The organism is Pseudomonas peli, assembly GCF_900099645.1.
In the GTDB taxonomy this organism is placed as follows: Bacteria; Pseudomonadota; Gammaproteobacteria; order Pseudomonadales; family Pseudomonadaceae; genus Aquipseudomonas; species Aquipseudomonas peli.
The window spans coordinates 1,708,479-1,724,091 of sequence record NZ_FMTL01000001.1 but is presented as its reverse complement, the minus strand read 5'-3'; the positions used below and the strand labels follow the sequence as shown (position 1 = coordinate 1,724,091).

The 15,613-nt window shown below is 63.1% G+C and carries 13 protein-coding genes; 9 read left to right on the top strand and 4 right to left on the bottom strand.

The window, feature by feature from the left end; genetic code table 11:
* Positions 1–122 precede the first annotated feature (122 nt).
* The 3 genes from BLO50_RS08180 to BLO50_RS08170 all read left to right on the top strand — a co-directional run bounded on the left by BLO50_RS08180 (position 123) and on the right by BLO50_RS08170 (position 5,075).
* Positions 123–1,046 carry a LysR substrate-binding domain-containing protein gene (locus BLO50_RS08180; protein WP_090250842.1) on the top strand — a complete coding sequence of 308 codons (924 nt, stop codon included), beginning with the start codon at positions 123–125 and terminating at the stop codon, positions 1,044–1,046.
* A 92-nt stretch (positions 1,047–1,138) separates the two neighbouring features.
* Entirely contained in the window at positions 1,139–4,015 is a 2,877-nt protein-coding gene (locus BLO50_RS08175) for an ATP-binding protein (RefSeq protein WP_090250839.1), read from the top strand.
* Entirely contained in the window at positions 4,005–5,075 is a 1,071-nt protein-coding gene (locus tag BLO50_RS08170) for an HD domain-containing phosphohydrolase (protein ID WP_090250838.1), read from the top strand. Before BLO50_RS08175 ends, BLO50_RS08170 begins: the two co-directional genes overlap by 11 nt.
* Positions 5,076–5,184: 109 nt before the next feature.
* Here the strand turns inward: BLO50_RS08170 and BLO50_RS08165 are convergent, their stop codons facing one another.
* Together BLO50_RS08165 and BLO50_RS08160 are read right to left on the bottom strand one after the other, a co-directional pair.
* Positions 5,185–6,309, bottom strand: a complete 1,125-nt coding sequence (locus tag BLO50_RS08165) for a polyamine ABC transporter substrate-binding protein (RefSeq protein WP_090250835.1) — start codon at positions 6,307–6,309, stop codon at positions 5,185–5,187.
* Between the two features lie 38 nt (positions 6,310–6,347).
* Entirely contained in the window at positions 6,348–7,388 is a 1,041-nt protein-coding gene (locus tag BLO50_RS08160; RefSeq protein WP_090250834.1) for a histone deacetylase family protein, read from the bottom strand.
* A 235-nt stretch (positions 7,389–7,623) separates the two neighbouring features.
* Between BLO50_RS08160 and BLO50_RS08155 the strand changes: the two genes are divergently transcribed.
* From BLO50_RS08155 to BLO50_RS08140, 4 genes are read left to right on the top strand one after another with little or no spacing between them, the layout of a single operon-like run.
* Entirely contained in the window at positions 7,624–7,917 is a 294-nt protein-coding gene (locus BLO50_RS08155; protein ID WP_090250831.1) for a PepSY domain-containing protein, read from the top strand.
* Positions 7,918–7,940: 23 nt separating this feature from the next.
* Positions 7,941–9,188: a sialidase family protein gene (locus BLO50_RS08150; RefSeq protein WP_167354448.1), complete on the top strand. Its 1,248-nt coding sequence runs from the start codon at positions 7,941–7,943 to the stop codon at positions 9,186–9,188.
* Positions 9,181–9,792: a hypothetical protein gene (locus BLO50_RS08145; RefSeq protein ID WP_090250825.1), complete on the top strand. Its 612-nt coding sequence runs from the start codon at positions 9,181–9,183 to the stop codon at positions 9,790–9,792. Before BLO50_RS08150 ends, BLO50_RS08145 begins: the two co-directional genes overlap by 8 nt.
* Positions 9,789–11,825 (top strand): LTA synthase family protein, encoded by a 2,037-nt coding sequence (locus BLO50_RS08140; protein WP_090250823.1) that lies wholly within the window; start codon positions 9,789–9,791, stop codon positions 11,823–11,825. The genes BLO50_RS08145 and BLO50_RS08140 overlap by 4 nt, the downstream gene beginning before the upstream one ends.
* A gap of 21 nt (positions 11,826–11,846) precedes the next feature.
* On the opposite strand, the gene BLO50_RS08135 is transcribed toward BLO50_RS08140, so the two are convergent.
* Positions 11,847–12,839 carry an AraC family transcriptional regulator gene (locus BLO50_RS08135; RefSeq protein ID WP_090250820.1) on the bottom strand — a complete coding sequence of 331 codons (993 nt, stop codon included), beginning with the start codon at positions 12,837–12,839 and terminating at the stop codon, positions 11,847–11,849.
* Positions 12,840–12,940: 101 nt separating this feature from the next.
* Entirely contained in the window at positions 12,941–13,735 is a 795-nt protein-coding gene (locus BLO50_RS08130; protein WP_090250818.1) for a hypothetical protein, read from the bottom strand.
* A 292-nt stretch (positions 13,736–14,027) separates the two neighbouring features.
* Between BLO50_RS08130 and purE the strand changes: the two genes are divergently transcribed.
* Positions 14,028–14,519: a 5-(carboxyamino)imidazole ribonucleotide mutase gene (gene purE / locus BLO50_RS08125; RefSeq protein WP_090250815.1), complete on the top strand. Its 492-nt coding sequence runs from the start codon at positions 14,028–14,030 to the stop codon at positions 14,517–14,519.
* Between the two features lie 3 nt (positions 14,520–14,522).
* On the top strand, positions 14,523–15,608 hold the full coding sequence (locus BLO50_RS08120; protein ID WP_090250813.1) for a 5-(carboxyamino)imidazole ribonucleotide synthase: 1,086 nt from the start codon (positions 14,523–14,525) through the stop codon (positions 15,606–15,608).
* Positions 15,609–15,613: the final 5 nt, after the last annotated feature.

The following is a 15,613-nucleotide window of genomic DNA, read 5'->3' as shown; positions in this document are numbered from 1 at the left end:
GATTAGGGGCTGCAGCTTGGTACTTGCCAATGCTGTTAAGCACTGGGTCATGCATAATCGGCATAACGTTGGTGTGACCGCTCAGCGTCGACCGACGTATTCGCATGCACAAGGGCTGATCCATGAACCTCGAAAGCAAATGGCTGGAAGACTTTGTCACCCTGGCCGCCACCCGCAGCTTCTCCCAGGCGGCGCAAAAGCGCTTTGTCACTCAGCCGGCGTTCAGTCGGCGGATTCGCAGCCTGGAGAACATGCTCGGGCTGACCTTGGTCAACCGCGCCTGCACGCCCATTGAGCTGACCGAGTCCGGCCAGCTGTTTCTGGTCACCGCACGGAGCATGGTCGAGCAGCTCGGTGAGGTGGTGCGTCATCTGCATAACCTCGAAGGCCAGCAGGGTGAGGTGATGCAAATTGCCGCCGCGCATTCGCTGACCCTGGGCTTTTTCCCCGAGTGGATTGCCCGCCTACGCCGTGAAGGACTGCCGTTGACCACCCGTCTGGTGGCGACCAACGTCGGTGAGGCGGTGCATGCGCTGCGTGAAGGCGCTTGCGACCTGATTCTCGCCTACTACGACCCGGACGCTGCGTTGCAGATGGACCCGGAAATCTTCCCCTCGCTGCACCTGGGCCGCACGGAAATGCTCCCGGTGTGCGCGGTGGGCGAAGACGGTGCGCCGCTGTTCGACCTCAACAGCGGCCAGAGCTTGCCGCTGCTGGCCTACAGCGCCGGGGCGTTTCTCGGTCGTTCGGTCAACCTGCTGCTGCGCCAACGCGCGCTGCGCTCGACCACGGTGTACGAAACGGCGATGGCCGACAGCCTGAAAAGCATGGCCTTGCAAGGTATGGGCGTGGCCTGGGTGCCGCGTTTGAGCGTGACCGCCGAACTGGCCCGCGGCGAGCTGGTGGTGTGCGGTGATGAACAGTGGCAAGCGCCGCTGGAGATTCGCCTGTACCGCTGCGCCCTGGTGCGCAAGGCGGCGGTGCGTCTGCTCTGGCGCAAGCTGGAAGGTGGCCTGGGTGGCCCTGATAGCACGACTAAGGGCTAATACAGTCTTAAGGATTGCTATGGTGGCATTCTGACATTACTCGGCAGCAACTACGTTTGCTGCCCTATGAGTGTTTACCGGAGTCAGCCAGCGTGTCGGCGAAAACATCCCTCAGTCTGAGTCAGTGGATCTGGCGGGCCTTTGTGCAAAGTGCCCTGATCCCGCTGGTGCTGGTAGAAACGGTATTGATCGCCATCTACCTGCTGAGCAACAGCGCGATCCGCGATGCCCAGGTGGATTACCTGCGACAGACGGCCCTGGAGGATCTGCAGGCCTCGGCGCGCCTGGAAACGCGCATCGTCGATGGGCAACTGACGCAGATCGAAGCCCTGACCAACACCTACCGCAACCTGACCCAGCGTGCCTTGCAGCAACCGGCCGGCGCCCCGCCGGAGCTGGCCGTCACCCCCAGCGGCGTGCGTTACAGTGCGGCGGATAACGGTGGGGCGGCGTTCTTCTACTCGGCGGTCACGCCGCTCGCCCGCCAGGACCTGGGTAAGGCGGCCCAACTGGTGACGCTGGAACCGCTGATGGCCGAGCTCAAGCAGAGCAGCCCGCTGGTGGCCAGTCTGTACTTCAACAGCTGGGACAGCCTCAACCACATTTACCCCTGGTTCCTGACGCCGGACCAGTACCCGCATGACATGGTCATCCCCGACTACAACTTCTACTACCAGGCCGATGCCGCGCATAACCCGCAGCGCAAGGTGGTGTGGACCGACGTCTACCTCGACCCGGCCGGCCAGGGCTGGATGATGTCGGCGATTGCCCCGGTGTACCGCGGCGATTTTCTCGAAGGGGTCAGCGGGGTGGACATCACCGTTGGTGGCATTCTCAGCCAGATCGATCAGTTACAGGTGCCCTGGGACGGCTACGCCATGCTGGTCAGCCAGGACCTGAACATCATGGCCTTGCCCAAGACCGGTGAGGATGACTTCGGCCTGGATGAGCTGACCGAGCATTCCTACGCGGAGGCGATCCGCCGTGAGATCTTCAAGCCGGAAGACTTCAACCTGAGCAAGCGCGAACAGACCCGCAGCCTGGCCGCCGCCATGGCGCAGCGGTCGCAGGGCGTGCAGTCGGTCATGCTTGGCGGGCGTCCGCACCTGCTGGCCTGGGCGACGATTGAACGTACCGGCTGGAAGCTGCTGGCGGTGGTGGACGAGGCGCAGGTGTTCAGCCAGACCAACTTTCTCGCCCGTCACTACCAGCAGATCGGCTACCTGCTGATTGCCGGGCTGGTGCTGTTCTACCTGCTGTTCTTCGCGTTCATGTGGATGCGCTCGCGCCGCCTCAGCCAGTACCTGCTCAAGCCGATTGCCGGGATCTCGACGATGATGGCCGCGATTGGCCAGGGCCAGTGGCGGCCAACGCGGGTAAGCGCCGATATTCGCGAGCTGGATGATATGGCCGGCCAGGCGGCGCAGATGGGCAGCACCCTGGAGCAGAGTGAGGTGCGCAACCAGGCCGCTCAGCAGCGCCTTGAAGTGGTGTTGGAAGGGGCCACCGAGAGCCTCTGGGAGCGCCACTTTGATACAGGCCTGGTGCATGTACGCGGGCGCTTCTGCAAGCGTTTCGGGTTTTCTCAGGAAGTGTTCAGTGAGGACGCCTTCCTGCAGCGCGTACACCCGGACGATGCCCGCCGTGTTCGCGACGCCGTACAGCAGGTGCGTGAAGGCACGAGCCAGCATTATGAGGCCGAGTTCCGCTTTGCCGATGCCGAAGGCCGGTATGCCTGGCTGATGGGCCGTGGTCGGGTCGTTGAGCATGACCCACAAACGGGTCGGGCCCTTGTACTGGCCGGCACCCATGTGGATATCGATGCCCTGAAAAATGGCGAGCAAGCCCTGCGCCACGCCACCGAGGAAGCGCAGGCGGCCAACCAGGCCAAATCGCGCTTTATTTCCAGCATGAGCCACGAGCTGCGCACCCCGCTCAATGCCATCCAGGGTTTTGCCCAGCTGATGCGCATGGAGCGGCCGGCCAGCGGCGCGGAAGGCCTGGATTATCTGGACGAGATTCTCACCGCCAGCGAGCACCTCAATCAGCTGGTCGGCGACATCCTCGAGTGGTCCAGCGTGCAGGCCGACAAGGCCAGGGTGGAGCTGGGGCCGGTAACGGTACACAACCTGCTCAACGAGTGCGCCGAGCTGGTCCGGGTCGAGGTGGACAAGCAGGGTCTGACCCTCAACCTGGACCTGCCCGATGCCGCCCTGCAGGTCATCGCCGATCCGCTCCGCCTGCGCCAGGTGATGCTCAACCTGCTGTCCAATGCCATCAAGTACAACCAGCCGGCGGGGCAGATCACCCTGAGCTACCAGGTCGCGGCCGGGCATGTGCGGCTGCTGGTCGAGGACACCGGCCTGGGTATCAGCCCGGAGCTACAGGATCAGGTGTTCGAGCCGTTCGAGCGGGTGGGCCGGCAGAACACGGCCATTCAGGGCACCGGTCTGGGGCTGGCGCTGTGTCAGCAGTTCGCCACGCTGATGAATGGGCGCATGGGCCTGCACAGCGAACCCGGCATTGGCAGCAGCTTCTGGATCGAACTGCCCCTGGCCGGCGCTGTGGCGGCTCCGACCCCTGCGGCGGCGGGCGCGCGGCCGCGGGTGTTCTATGTCGAGGACAACCCGGCCAGCCAGTTCGTGGTGCGCAAGGCCCTGGAAGACCTGGCCGACATCGAAGTGGTCAGCGATGGGCGGGTGGCCGTCGAGCGCCTGCTGGCCTCACCGCCGGCCCTGCTGCTGCTCGATTACCACCTGCCGGGCCTGAACGGCGAGCAGGTGCTCCGCCAGTTGCGGGCGGCGCCACAAACCCATGATCTGCCGGTGGTGGTGCTCAGTGCGGCTGCCGATACGGCCAAATTGCTCAGTCTGGATTGCCAGGGCTTCCTGGCCAAACCACTGGACCTGGATGAGCTGCGCGGGCTGGTCAGCGCCCTGCTGCAGGAGGTGAATAAAGATGCTGTCTGATGCACTGCGGTTTGCCACGGTGGTGGTGATAGACGATATGGCGCCCAACCTGCGCCTGCTGGAGTCCAGCCTCAAGGCCTTCGGTCTGCGGCAGGTGCATGCCTTCAGCAACTCGGGCGAAGGCCTGGAGTGGCTGCAGCACAATCACTGGGACCTGCTCCTGCTCGATCTGGACATGCCGGCGCCCAATGGTTTCGAGATTCTCCAGCAACTGGCCGGGCGTGACCGCAACGCCGCGCCGGTAATCATCGTCACCGCCCTGAGTGGCGTCGAGGATAGGCGCCGTGGCCTGGAGCTGGGCGCCAACGACTACATCTGCAAGCCTCTGGACCTGCCCGAACTGCTCCTGCGGGTGCGCAACAACCTGCAGCTGAGCCTGGCCAGTCAGGCCCTGCAGCATGAGCGCGACCAGCTGGAGGCGCGGGTGGAGCGGCGCAACGCGCAGCTGCGCGAAAGCTACCAGGCGGTGATTCGCAGCCTGACGCGTGCCGCGGACTACAAGGACAACGAAACCGGCAACCACATCATGCGCATTGGCGAGTCTGCCGCCTTGTTGGCGCGGGCCTACGGCATGGATTTGCCCTGGGTCGAGCTGCTGCGCCAGGCGGCACCGATGCATGATGTCGGCAAGATCGGCATTCCCGACAGCATCCTCAGCAAGCCCGGCAAATTGACGGATGACGAGCGCCTGGTGATGAACACCCATGCGCAAATCGGCCACGACATTTTGCAGGACAGTGCGGCCTCGCCGTTGCTCGTTCTGGCCGCAGAGATTGCCCTGCACCACCATGAGAAGTGGGATGGCAGCGGTTACCCCCAGGGCCTGGCGGGCGAGGCCATTCCGCTGTCGGCACGCATCGTGGCGTTGTGCGATGTGTATGACGCGCTGCGCTCAACGCGCCCTTACAAGCCCGCCTGGTCGGCGGAAAAGGCTCAGGCGTTGATTCGTGAGCAAGCCGGACAGCATTTCGATCCAGCGCTGGTGCAGCTGATGGAATCACTGTTCGAGCATATTGAAGGGGTGCACCGTCGCCTGGCGGATGGGCCAGTGTCCTGCTGAGTCGGGCTGCGTTAAGCGCATTGCAGGAAAAACGCCCCGCCATTCGGCGGGGCGTTTTTTATCTACCAGCGCTCGTTGAACCGAACGCCTTATCGGCGCTGGGTGGCCATCAGGTGCCCGACTTGATGGTGTTCCACACGCGGGTGCGGATGCGTTCAGTCTTCTGCGGCAGGGGCTGCAGCACATAGAGGGTTTTCTGCGCCTCGGCGGTAGGGGTCAGGCCAGGGTTGTCGCGGATTGCCGCGCCGACCAGCGGCATGCCGTCCTTGTTCGGGTTAGGGTAGCCAAGGAAGTCGCTGATGGGGGCAATCACCGTGGGGTCGAGCAGGTGGTTGAGGAACTCATGGGCTTCGGCGACGTTCAGTGCGCTTTTCGGAATGGCGAAGGAGTCGTACCACAGTGGTGCACCTTCTTTCGGCAAGCGCCAATCAACCACCACGCCGTTGCCTGCTTCTTTGGCGCGGTTGGCGAACTGGTAGAAGCTGCCCGAATAGCCGATGGCCACGCAGATGTCGCCGTTGGCGATATCGGTCATGTACTTGGCAGAGTTGAAATAAGCCACGTGAGGGCGGATTTTCAGCATTAACGCGCTGGCTTTCTCATAGTCCTCAGGCTTGGTGCTGTTGGGGTCCAGGCCCAGGTAGTGCAGGGCGATCGGCAGAATTTCACCAGGCGAATCGAGCATGGCCACGCCGCACTGCTTGAGTTTGCTGATGTTCTCTTCTTTGAAGATCAGGTCCCAGCTGTCCACCGGGGCGTCAGCGCCGAGGGCTTCTTTGACTTTGGCCGGGTTGAAGCCGATCAGCACGGTGCCGTACATGTAAGGCACGGCGAACTGATTGCCGGGGTCGTTGGCGGTCATCAACTTCAGCAGGCCTGGGTCGAGGTGCTGCCAATTGGGCAGCTTGCTCTTGTCCAGCTTCTGGAACACCCCGGCTTTGATTTCGTTTTCCAGGAAGGTGTTGGTTGGCACCACCAGGTCGTAACCCGAGTTGCCAGTGAGCAGCTTGGCTTCCAGGCCTTCGTTGGTGTCGAAAATATCCCAGGTCAGCTTGATGCCGCTGTTGGCAGCAAAATCCTTGGGCACTGAGGGCAACATGTAGTCGGCCCAGTTGTACACGCGCAGCTCGCGCTGCTTGCCCGGCGATTGCTCCGGGGTTTGTGCCTGTGCCGCCGTGGCCAGCAGGGTTGCGCCGCAGACGGCGACAGCGAGCAGGTGTTTGATCGTGTTCATCGTGTCTCACCCCTGAATCATTATTGATGTTGTGTTGGCTAGGCCTGTACGTGAGCTGCTTCGAACCCTTCCAGCACGTTGACCGCGTTGACGCCGATGGCCTCCACGGCATAACCGCCTTCCATAACGAACAGGGTCGGCTTGCCGAGGGCGGCTATGCGTTTGCCCATGGCCAGGTAATCCGGGCTGTCGAGCTTGAACTGGGAAATCGGATCGTCCTTGAAGGTGTCCACACCCAGCGACACCACGATCACCTCGGCATCAAATTCGGCGATGCGCTGGCAGGCTTCTTCCAGTGCGGCGCTCCACACCGCCCAGGGGCTGCCCATGGCCAATGGGTAGTTGAAGTTGCAGCCCTCGCCAGCCCCTTCGCCGCGTTCATCGGCATAGCCGAGGAAGAAGGGGAACTCGTCGGCCGGGTCGCCGTGGATCGAGGCGAACAGCACATCGTTGCGGGTGTAGAAGATGTCCTGGGTGCCGTTGCCGTGGTGGTAATCGACATCGAGGATCGCCACGCGCTGCTTGCCGTGGTCGAGAAAGGCCTGGGCAGCGATGGCGGCGTTGTTCAGGTAGCAGTAACCGCCCATCAACTCGCCTGCGGCGTGATGGCCCGGTGGCCGGCACAAGGCAAACGCACTGTGGGCGCCGGCGGCGATTTCAGCCTGGGCGCTCAAGGCCACTTGGGCCGCGCTGTAAGCCGCCTGCCAGGTGCCAGCGGTAATCGGCGCGCCGCCGTCGAAGCTGTAATAGCCAAGCTGACCATGCAAATCGCGGGGGATGACTTGGCGCAGGGTGCGTGCCGGCCAGGTGAAGGGGAGCAAATCGCCAGTGCCGTTCTGCGCTTGCCAGCGATCCCAGGCACCTTTGAAGAAGTTCAGGTAGGCGGCGCTGTGGATGCGCTCAATCGGCGCCAGGCCGAAGTCCTGGGGCGGGCGCACCTCACCGAGCTGACGGTCCTTGACGCGTTGCAGGATGTGGTCGGCGCGTTGCGGCTTTTCGAAACAGGGCATCAGTTGGCCGTCGATCAGCTCGCAGCTGCCGTGGTGCAGGTGATGGTCGTCGCTGTAAAAAGTGAGCATGTGGCACGGCTCCAGGCTTGTTGTTGTGCCTGCATTGTTCGCCTGCATGGCCGGATGGAGAACGCTGACAACGGCCAAAAGGGGATCGATGTGGCCAAATTTCATGGCCGCCACGGCTGAGCGAGCCGCGCAAACTGTAACAAGCCATGAACCTTAAGCCTTTCTTAAGCTTGGAAAACGCATGGTGCGCCCCGCCGGGGGCGTTGCCCCTTCATTGCCGATAAGGGGGCAGAGCATGCTCAATCAGACTCGTCAGGTACTGCCGCTGCTGTGTGCCTGGCTGGCCACGCCTGTGCTGGCGGATGTGGAATGTCCACGCGCCGACCGCGCGGACTGGATGCCCGAATCGCACTTTCGTCAGCAGATGAAAAACCAGGGCGTACAGATCACCAAATTCCGCATCACTCCGGGTAACTGTTACGAGATTTACGGTTTCGACGTGAACGGCGAGAAAGTCGAAATCTATTACAACCCGGTCGATGCCACGCCCGTGGCTGAAGTCGCCACCGCGCATGTGGCCAAGCCATGACGCCAAAACTGCTCATCCCCCTCATGCTCACGGCGGTACTGGCAGTGTTCGCCGGGGCGTGGCAACGCGCACCGGCACAGCCGCCTGCCGCCTTCGCCGCGCTGCCGACGCCGACGCCCAGTGCGCCGGAATTCAGCGCGAAATTCGCCTCGTCGGACATGGACGACTTTGTGCACTCCGCCTCCATTACCGGGCTGCCTGGCGGTGACCTGATGGCCGCCTGGTTTGCGGGCAGTCGCGAAGGCGCGGCGGATGTGCAAATTCGCGCCGCACGCTTTGACGCCCGCAGCGGCCAGTGGAGTGCCGAGCGCGTGCTGGCCACTCGCGAATCCACCCAGCGCGCGGTCGGTAAGCACATCCGTAAGCTGGGCAACCCGGTGATCAGCCTGGCACCGGACAAGCGCCTGTGGCTGTTTTATGTCTCGGTTTCGCTTGGCGGCTGGGCCGGCAGTGCGGTCAATGCCATGGTGTCCGACGACCTGGGCAAGACCTGGTCGGCACCGCGCCAGTTGGTGACCAGCCCGTTTCTCAACATCAGCACCCTGGTGCGCGCCGCGCCGGTGTTTCATGCCGATGGCAGCATTGGCCTGCCGGTGTATCACGAATTTCTCGGCAAATTCCCCGAGTACCTGCACCTGAGCGCACGCGGTGAGGTGCTGGGCAAGTACCGCATCGGCAAGGGCCGCTACTCGCTGCAGCCAACCGTGGTGGCGCTGGATGAGCAGCGTGCCGTGGCGTTACTGCGCTATGCCGGCGAGCAGCATCACCGTGTGCTGGCCAGCCACACCACGGACAGCGGGCGCACCTGGAGTACGCCGCAACCGCTGGAACCGAGCAACCCCAACTCATCGCTGGCCGCCGTCGGTCGTCCCGATGGCAGCCTGTTGGTGGCGATGAATGATCTGGAGGATGGTCGCTTCCGCCTGACCCTCTACGCCACCGACAGCCAGCTGTCGAACTGGCGCACCCTCGGTGAGCTGGATGAAAGCCCCAACCCTTGGGGGGAACCCATTGCGCCGGCGGACTTCCCGACGGTGATCCGCGAGAAGTTCCGCGCCAGCGGCGGCCGCCCCGAGCAGGAGGCGCGCTTTCTTGAGCAGGTCAGTGCCCGGATGTGCAGCACAACGGGGTGCGACTTCGATTACGAATACCCCTATTTCACCCGTGACACCGATGGCACGTATCACTTGGTCTATTCGTGGAACGACATGTTTATCAAGCACCTGGCCTTCAATGAAGCCTGGCTGACGGAGCGCCGCCCATATGACTGACTTCTGGTTGCCGCACCTGGCGTTCACTCTGCTGGTTTTCCTGATCTTCGTTCGATTAGCGCGCAATGCGGCGCAGCGCGGCATTCTGCTGGCGGGCAGTCTGCTGCTGAGCCTGCTGCCGGTACAGGGCATCAGCCTGGCGCTGCAGTTACGCACCTATATCGGTGATCTGTCGATCAGCAGCCTGGTGCTGCTGAGCTGGGCGATGCTGTGTCGTTTTGGCTTGCCGGGTGCCTGCCCCCGTGATCGCCTGGCCAGCCTGGCGCTGTTCGCCGGCCTGGCTGTACTGCTCTACCCGGCAGCCCTGGGCTTGAGCTACAGCGATCCGTACCAGCTGGGCTTTGAGCCGCGGCCCATGCTGCTGGTGCTGGGCTTGCTGAGCCTGGTGCTGATCATCCAGCGCAGCTGGCTCGGCGCGTTGGCGCTGGTGCTGGCGACCTTGGCCTTCACCCTGCACCTGAACGCCTCGGAAAACTACTGGGACTACCTGATTGACCCCTACCTGGCCCTCTACAGCCTTGGCGTACTGCTGAGTTCCGGCCTGCGCGGGTTGCTGGTACGGCGTCAGGGTACGCGTGCAACTGACACAAGGAACGCCGCATGAGCTGGCTGAAATCCCGTCGCCTGCATTATCTGGCAGGCCTGACCGCGCTGCTGTTCATACTCTTCGCCAGCTTGCGCGTGCTGTTCCTGCTGGGCTTCTCCGCCGTCGAAAGCATCAGCGAGTCGGACGTACTGCCCACCCTTGGCATCGGTCTGCGCTTCGACCTGCGCCTGGCCCTGCTGCTGATGCTGCCGGCAGGCATCCTGCTGGCTCTGCCCAAGCTGCGCCTGGCGCGCTTTCGCGCCGTGCGCTGGTTGCTGCGTGCCTACCTAGTGCTGGCCGTGGCGGCGCTGGGTCTGCTGTATATCCTCGACTTCGGCCACTACGCCTACCTGGGCGTACGCCTCAACGCCACCGTGCTGCGCTTTGCTGGTGATGCGCAGATCTCCGCCGGCATGCTCTGGCAAACCTATCCGGTGCTGTGGATCACCCTGGCCTGGCTGGCCGGTGCGGCGCTATGGGCTTGGGCGCTGCTGCGCTTGGAGCGTGCCACCCTGAATCGGCCGCCAGCGCAACGTGTAGGCGTGTTGCCGGCCCTTGGCGGCGCGGCGGTGGTGGGCGTGCTGGTGTTTTTTGGCCTGCTGGGCCGCGCCACGGCGTTGAACCTGGAGAACCCGGTGCCGCTGCGCTGGAGCGATGCCTTCTTCAGCGGCAACAGCCAAGTGGCGGCGCTGGGCCTTAATCCGGCGTTGTTTCTGTTCGACACCCTCACGCTTGAACCCAGCGCCTTCGATGAGGCGGCCACCCGTGAGCATTACGCGGTGGTGGCTGATTACCTGGGTGTCAGCGACCGCGACGCGCAGGGGTTGAACTTCTTCCGTCAGCAATCGGTACAGGCGCACCGCATCCAGGCCGAGCGCCCGCCTAACGTGGTCTTCGTTATGCTCGAATCGCTCGGCACCAGTGCCGTCGGGGCTTACGGCAACCCGTTGAACCCGACACCGAATCTGGATCGCCTGGCCAAGGAAAGCTGGTTCTTCCGGCACTTCTATGTGCCGGTGACCGGCACTGCCAAGACGGTGTGGGCGAGCATCACCGGCATTCCCGACGTGTCGCGCCAGGAGACTGCCACGCGCAACCCGTTGATTGCTCGCCAGCGCACGCTGATCAACGCGCTAGACGGCTATGAGAAGTTCTACATGATCGGCGGCAACGCCGGCTGGGCCAACATCAATGCGCTGATTCGCCAGAGCATCGACGGCGTGCGGCTCTATGAGGAGCGTGATTGGCAGTCACCTCAAGTCGACGTGTGGGGCATCTCGGATCTGGATTTCTTCAAGGAGAGCAGCCGCATCCTCGGCGCGGTGCCCAAGGATCAACCGTTCTTCGCTTACCTGCAGACCTCCGGCAACCACCGGCCCTTCACCATCCCCAAGAACAACGATGGCTTCGAGGCGCTCGATCTACCGCTGGAGCAGGTGCAGCAGGCCGGTTCGCGCAGCGTGGAGCAGTTCAATGCCGTGCGCTTGCTGGACTTCAACATCGGCCGCCTGATGGAGCTGGCCAAGGAACAGGGCTTTTACGACAACACCATTTTCGTGTTCTTTGGTGACCACAACACGCGTATCAGCCAGATCCCGCACATGGCGCCGGCCTTCGAGCAGTTGGGGCTGGAGAGCAACAACGTGCCACTGCTGATCCATGCGCCGCAGTGGCTGGCGCCACGCGAGTTTGATGACGCGGTGGGGCTGGCCGATCTGCTGCCTACCGTGGCGGGCATGCTTGGCGTGCCGTTCAGCAACGGCAGCCTGGGGCGTGATATCCAGCAGCCGGCGCCAGAAGGCGAGCGGGTGGTGCCCCTGGTGCTGCAGGAAGGCAGCTTCCCGGTGATCGGCGCGGTGACCCGCGACTTCCTCTTGCAGATGCAGCATGACGGCAGCTCGCCGACCCTGCACAGCCTGCACTCGCCCACCCCGCGCGATAACGTGGCCGCGGATCACCCGCAAGAGTTCCAGCGCCTGTTGGCGCTCAGCCGCGGCCTGCATGAAGCCTCACGCTTGCAGATGTACCGCAATGTTCGGCCCGAGGAATGAGCATCCCACAAGCCTACGAACCTAAGCGCGGAAACGGCTTGGCGGTACGCCGCTCCAGCGCTGGAAGGCATGGCGGAAGCTGGCTGTTTCGCTAAAGCCGAGGTATTCGGCGATGCGGCAGATCGGCCATTCCTCTTGGCCAAGCAGAGTTTTTGCCCGCTCAAAACGCAGCTCATCAAGCAGTTCCTGATAGTGCGTGCCCAGTTCCTGCAGGTGCCGACGCAGGGTGCGCGGCGAGCAGTGCATCTGCTGCGCCAGCTGTTCCAGACCGGGTGGCGCGGTGAGCTGCTCGGTCAATAACTGGCGGATACGCGCGAGCCAGGCCTGGCGGGTGTTGAACTCGCTGTTTTGCTTGCGACAGCGCTCAAGCATTTCGCGGTGGGTCACCGCATCGGCCAGCGGCAGTGGCTGTTGCAGCCAGCTGGCGGGGAAGGCGAAGGCGTTGCGCGCGGCATCAAACTGCAGCGGACAGGCGAAGCTGTGTGGGTAGCGCGCGCTGTAATCGGGTTCGCCGTAGCGGAACTGCGCGGCGCTGAGCGGCAGAGGCTGGCCGAGCAGGTCGTCGCTGATCAGCTTGAGCGAGGCCAGGCACATTTCCAGGTTGAACACTTCCAGTGCTGGCGCGTGCTGGTAGTCGCTGGCGCTGACCCAGGCCAGCTCGCCCTCAAGGTGCATATCCAGTTTGAAGTAGGTGCCGAGCAATGCCGGGTACTGCAGCATCAGCCGCCAGGCGTCACCAAAGGTGGCACTGGAGAGCGCGGCGTAACCGACCATGCCGTAGGCGGACACGTGCATGCGCCGGCCCAGCTCCAGGCCCAGGTCACTGCGCAGCTGCAGGGCGTTGGCGCAAACCTGCAGTTCCTGGGTGCGGGTGATGCGGGTGTCGGCGCAGTCCAGGTCAGTCGCAGCAATGCCGCTGCCAGCCAGTAGCGTCTCGGTCAGCTCGTGTTGTGTGGCAAAGATTTCGAGAATCAGGGAAACCACATGCAGGGTGGTCAGGTGGGCGTGCAACATCGGGACAACCGCAACAGTTCAGGATGCCTGAATGAGGCAAGAACTATACCGCGGCACCGCAGCGGCCGGAGCTGATCCGGGCCGCTGCGGTCCAGGTGGATTTAGCGATTACGCAGGAAAGCGTTGATAAAGTCGCCCTGATTGGGTGCTTTTTCATGGGTGGTGAAGGTCAGGATCGCCTCGTTTTCGCGCAGTTTGAGCTTCTGCGCAAAGCTGCACTGCACGGTTTTCAGACCCTTGGCGACAGCCTGCTGCTCGTCGCCGTTCTGGCACAGGTTAGCCAGCTGGTTGACCACTTCACCGCAGAAGCTCGGCACGCTAAGGCGCTTGAGTTTGTCGTCGTCGATGGCGTTCCAGTCAACCTGGGTGGTCAGCGGTGTGTTGCAGGCCTTCGAGGCGTCCTGGTCGATCTGCTGCAGCTGCTGGGTGAAGTCGGCCACGCGCTTTTCCCGGTCGAAGCTGCTCAGCTTGTCCTGAATGCCTTTTTTCTTCTGCTGCTCGTAGAGCGCCAGAAGGTTGGCTGGTTTGGTCTGTTTGCTCTTGGCTTCATCAAAACCCAGCTCGAAGCCGTCGGTGCTCGGCAGGTACAGCTGGTATTGCTCGCCACCCCAGCCCTGGCGCTTGATCAGCATGTTGTAGGCGCTGCCGTCGAGGGTGGTGGTGTAATCCCGCTCATCGTTGCCGTGCTCGTTGACCGTGCTCAGCAGTACCACTTCATCCAATGGGTGGTTGATGCCGCTGACCTGAATCAGCGCCTGTTTGCCGTCGCTGCTGGGTGCGACGGTCACGCTGATGCCATTGCCGGCATCGAATACTTGCGGGTATTTGGCCAGTTCGAGGGCGTTGGCGTTGAGGGTGAAAAGGGCAGCGGCGAGGAGCAGTGACAGCCTTGTCATGGTGGTGTCCTGGGTCATTTAAAGGATGCCCAGTATAGCCAGGCCGCCCGCCGCGATTTGTGCGCCAGGTCTGCTCGTGGCGTTAGCTGAGCTGCCACTGGGCATCATGGCGTGCGGCCCGCGACAAACGGTGCGTCGGTGTGCACGCCAGCCCAGGCTTTACGGTATACTGCGCGGCCTTTGGCGGTCCGCACCGCCATAATTCATTCCCTAACAAGCCACGCCTGGTTTCCAGCGTGGCTTGTTAGTTTCTGCAGCGCCTACGGGCACTTGATGAAGAAGAGGCACGACGATGAGCGCACTGGTTGGCGTGATCATGGGCTCCAAGTCCGATTGGTCCACCCTTAGCCACACCGCCGAGATGCTGGACAAGCTGGGCATTCCGTACGAAGTGAAGGTGGTATCCGCCCACCGCACCCCGGACCTGCTGTTCCAGTACGCCGAACAGGCTGAAGAGCGCGGCATTCAGGTGATCATCGCCGGTGCCGGCGGCGCGGCGCATCTGCCGGGCATGTGTGCGGCCAAGACCCACCTGCCGGTCCTGGGTGTGCCGGTGCAATCGGCGGTGCTTTCGGGCGTTGATTCGCTGCTGTCGATCGTGCAGATGCCGGCCGGCATTCCAGTTGCTACCCTGGCCATCGGCAAGGCTGGTGCCGTAAACGCCGCGCTGCTTGCCGCGAGCATCCTCGGTCACCAGCATCCGCAGTTTCATGCGGCGCTCAAGCAGTTCCGCCAGGAACAGACTGAAACCGTACTGGACAATCCGGACCCGCGTGAGGCCTAACCCATGAAGATCGGCGTAATCGGTGGCGGCCAGCTGGGTCGCATGTTGGCCCTGGCAGGTACGCCGCTGGGGATGAATTTCGCTTTTCTCGACCCTGCACCGGATGCCTGTGCGCAAGCGCTGGGCGAACATATCCGCGCCGATTACGGCGATCAGGATCACCTGCGTCAGTTGGCCGATGAAGTTGACCTGGTGACTTTCGAGTTCGAAAGCGTGCCGGCCGAGACCGTGGCCTTCCTCTCGCAGTTCGTCCCTGTTTACCCGAGCGCGGACGCGCTGCGCATCGCCCGTGATCGCTGGTTTGAAAAATCCATGTTCAAGGACCTCGGCATTCCGACCCCGGATTTCGCCGATATCCAATCGCAGGCTGACCTCGACGCCGCTGTGGCGAGCATTGGCCTGCCGGCTGTGATGAAGACCCGCACCCTGGGTTACGACGGCAAGGGCCAGAAGGTCCTGCGCAAACCCGAGGACGTAGTCGGCGCTTTCGCCGAGCTGGGCAGCGTGCCGTGCATCCTCGAAGGCTTCGTACCGTTTACCGGCGAAGTCTCGCTGGTGGCGGTGCGTGCCCGCGATGGCGAAACGCGCTTCTACCCGCTGGTGCACAACCGGCATGACAGCGGCGTGCTGGCGCTGTCTATCGCCAGTACCGATCACCCGCTGCAAGCCTTGGCCGAAGATTACGTCAGCCGCGTGCTGACCAAGCTCGATTACGTCGGCGTGCTGGCCTTCGAGTTCTTCGAAGTCGATGGCGGCCTGAAAGCCAACGAAATCGCCCCGCGCGTGCACAACTCCGGGCACTGGACCATCGAAGGCGCCGAGTGCAGCCAGTTCGAAAACCACCTGCGCGCCGTTGCCGGCCTGCCGTTGGGGTCGACTGCCAAGGTCGGTGAGAGCGCGATGCTTAACTTTATCGGTGTGGTTCCGCCGGTCGAGCAGGTTATTGCCATCGCTGACTGCCACCTGCACCACTACGGCAAGGCCTTCAAGGCTGGGCGCAAGGTCGGTCACGCCAACTTGCGCTGTGCGGATCGTGCCACTCTGGATAAGCAGATCGCGGCTGTCGAAGCGCTGATCGCCAAGGCCTGACCCCT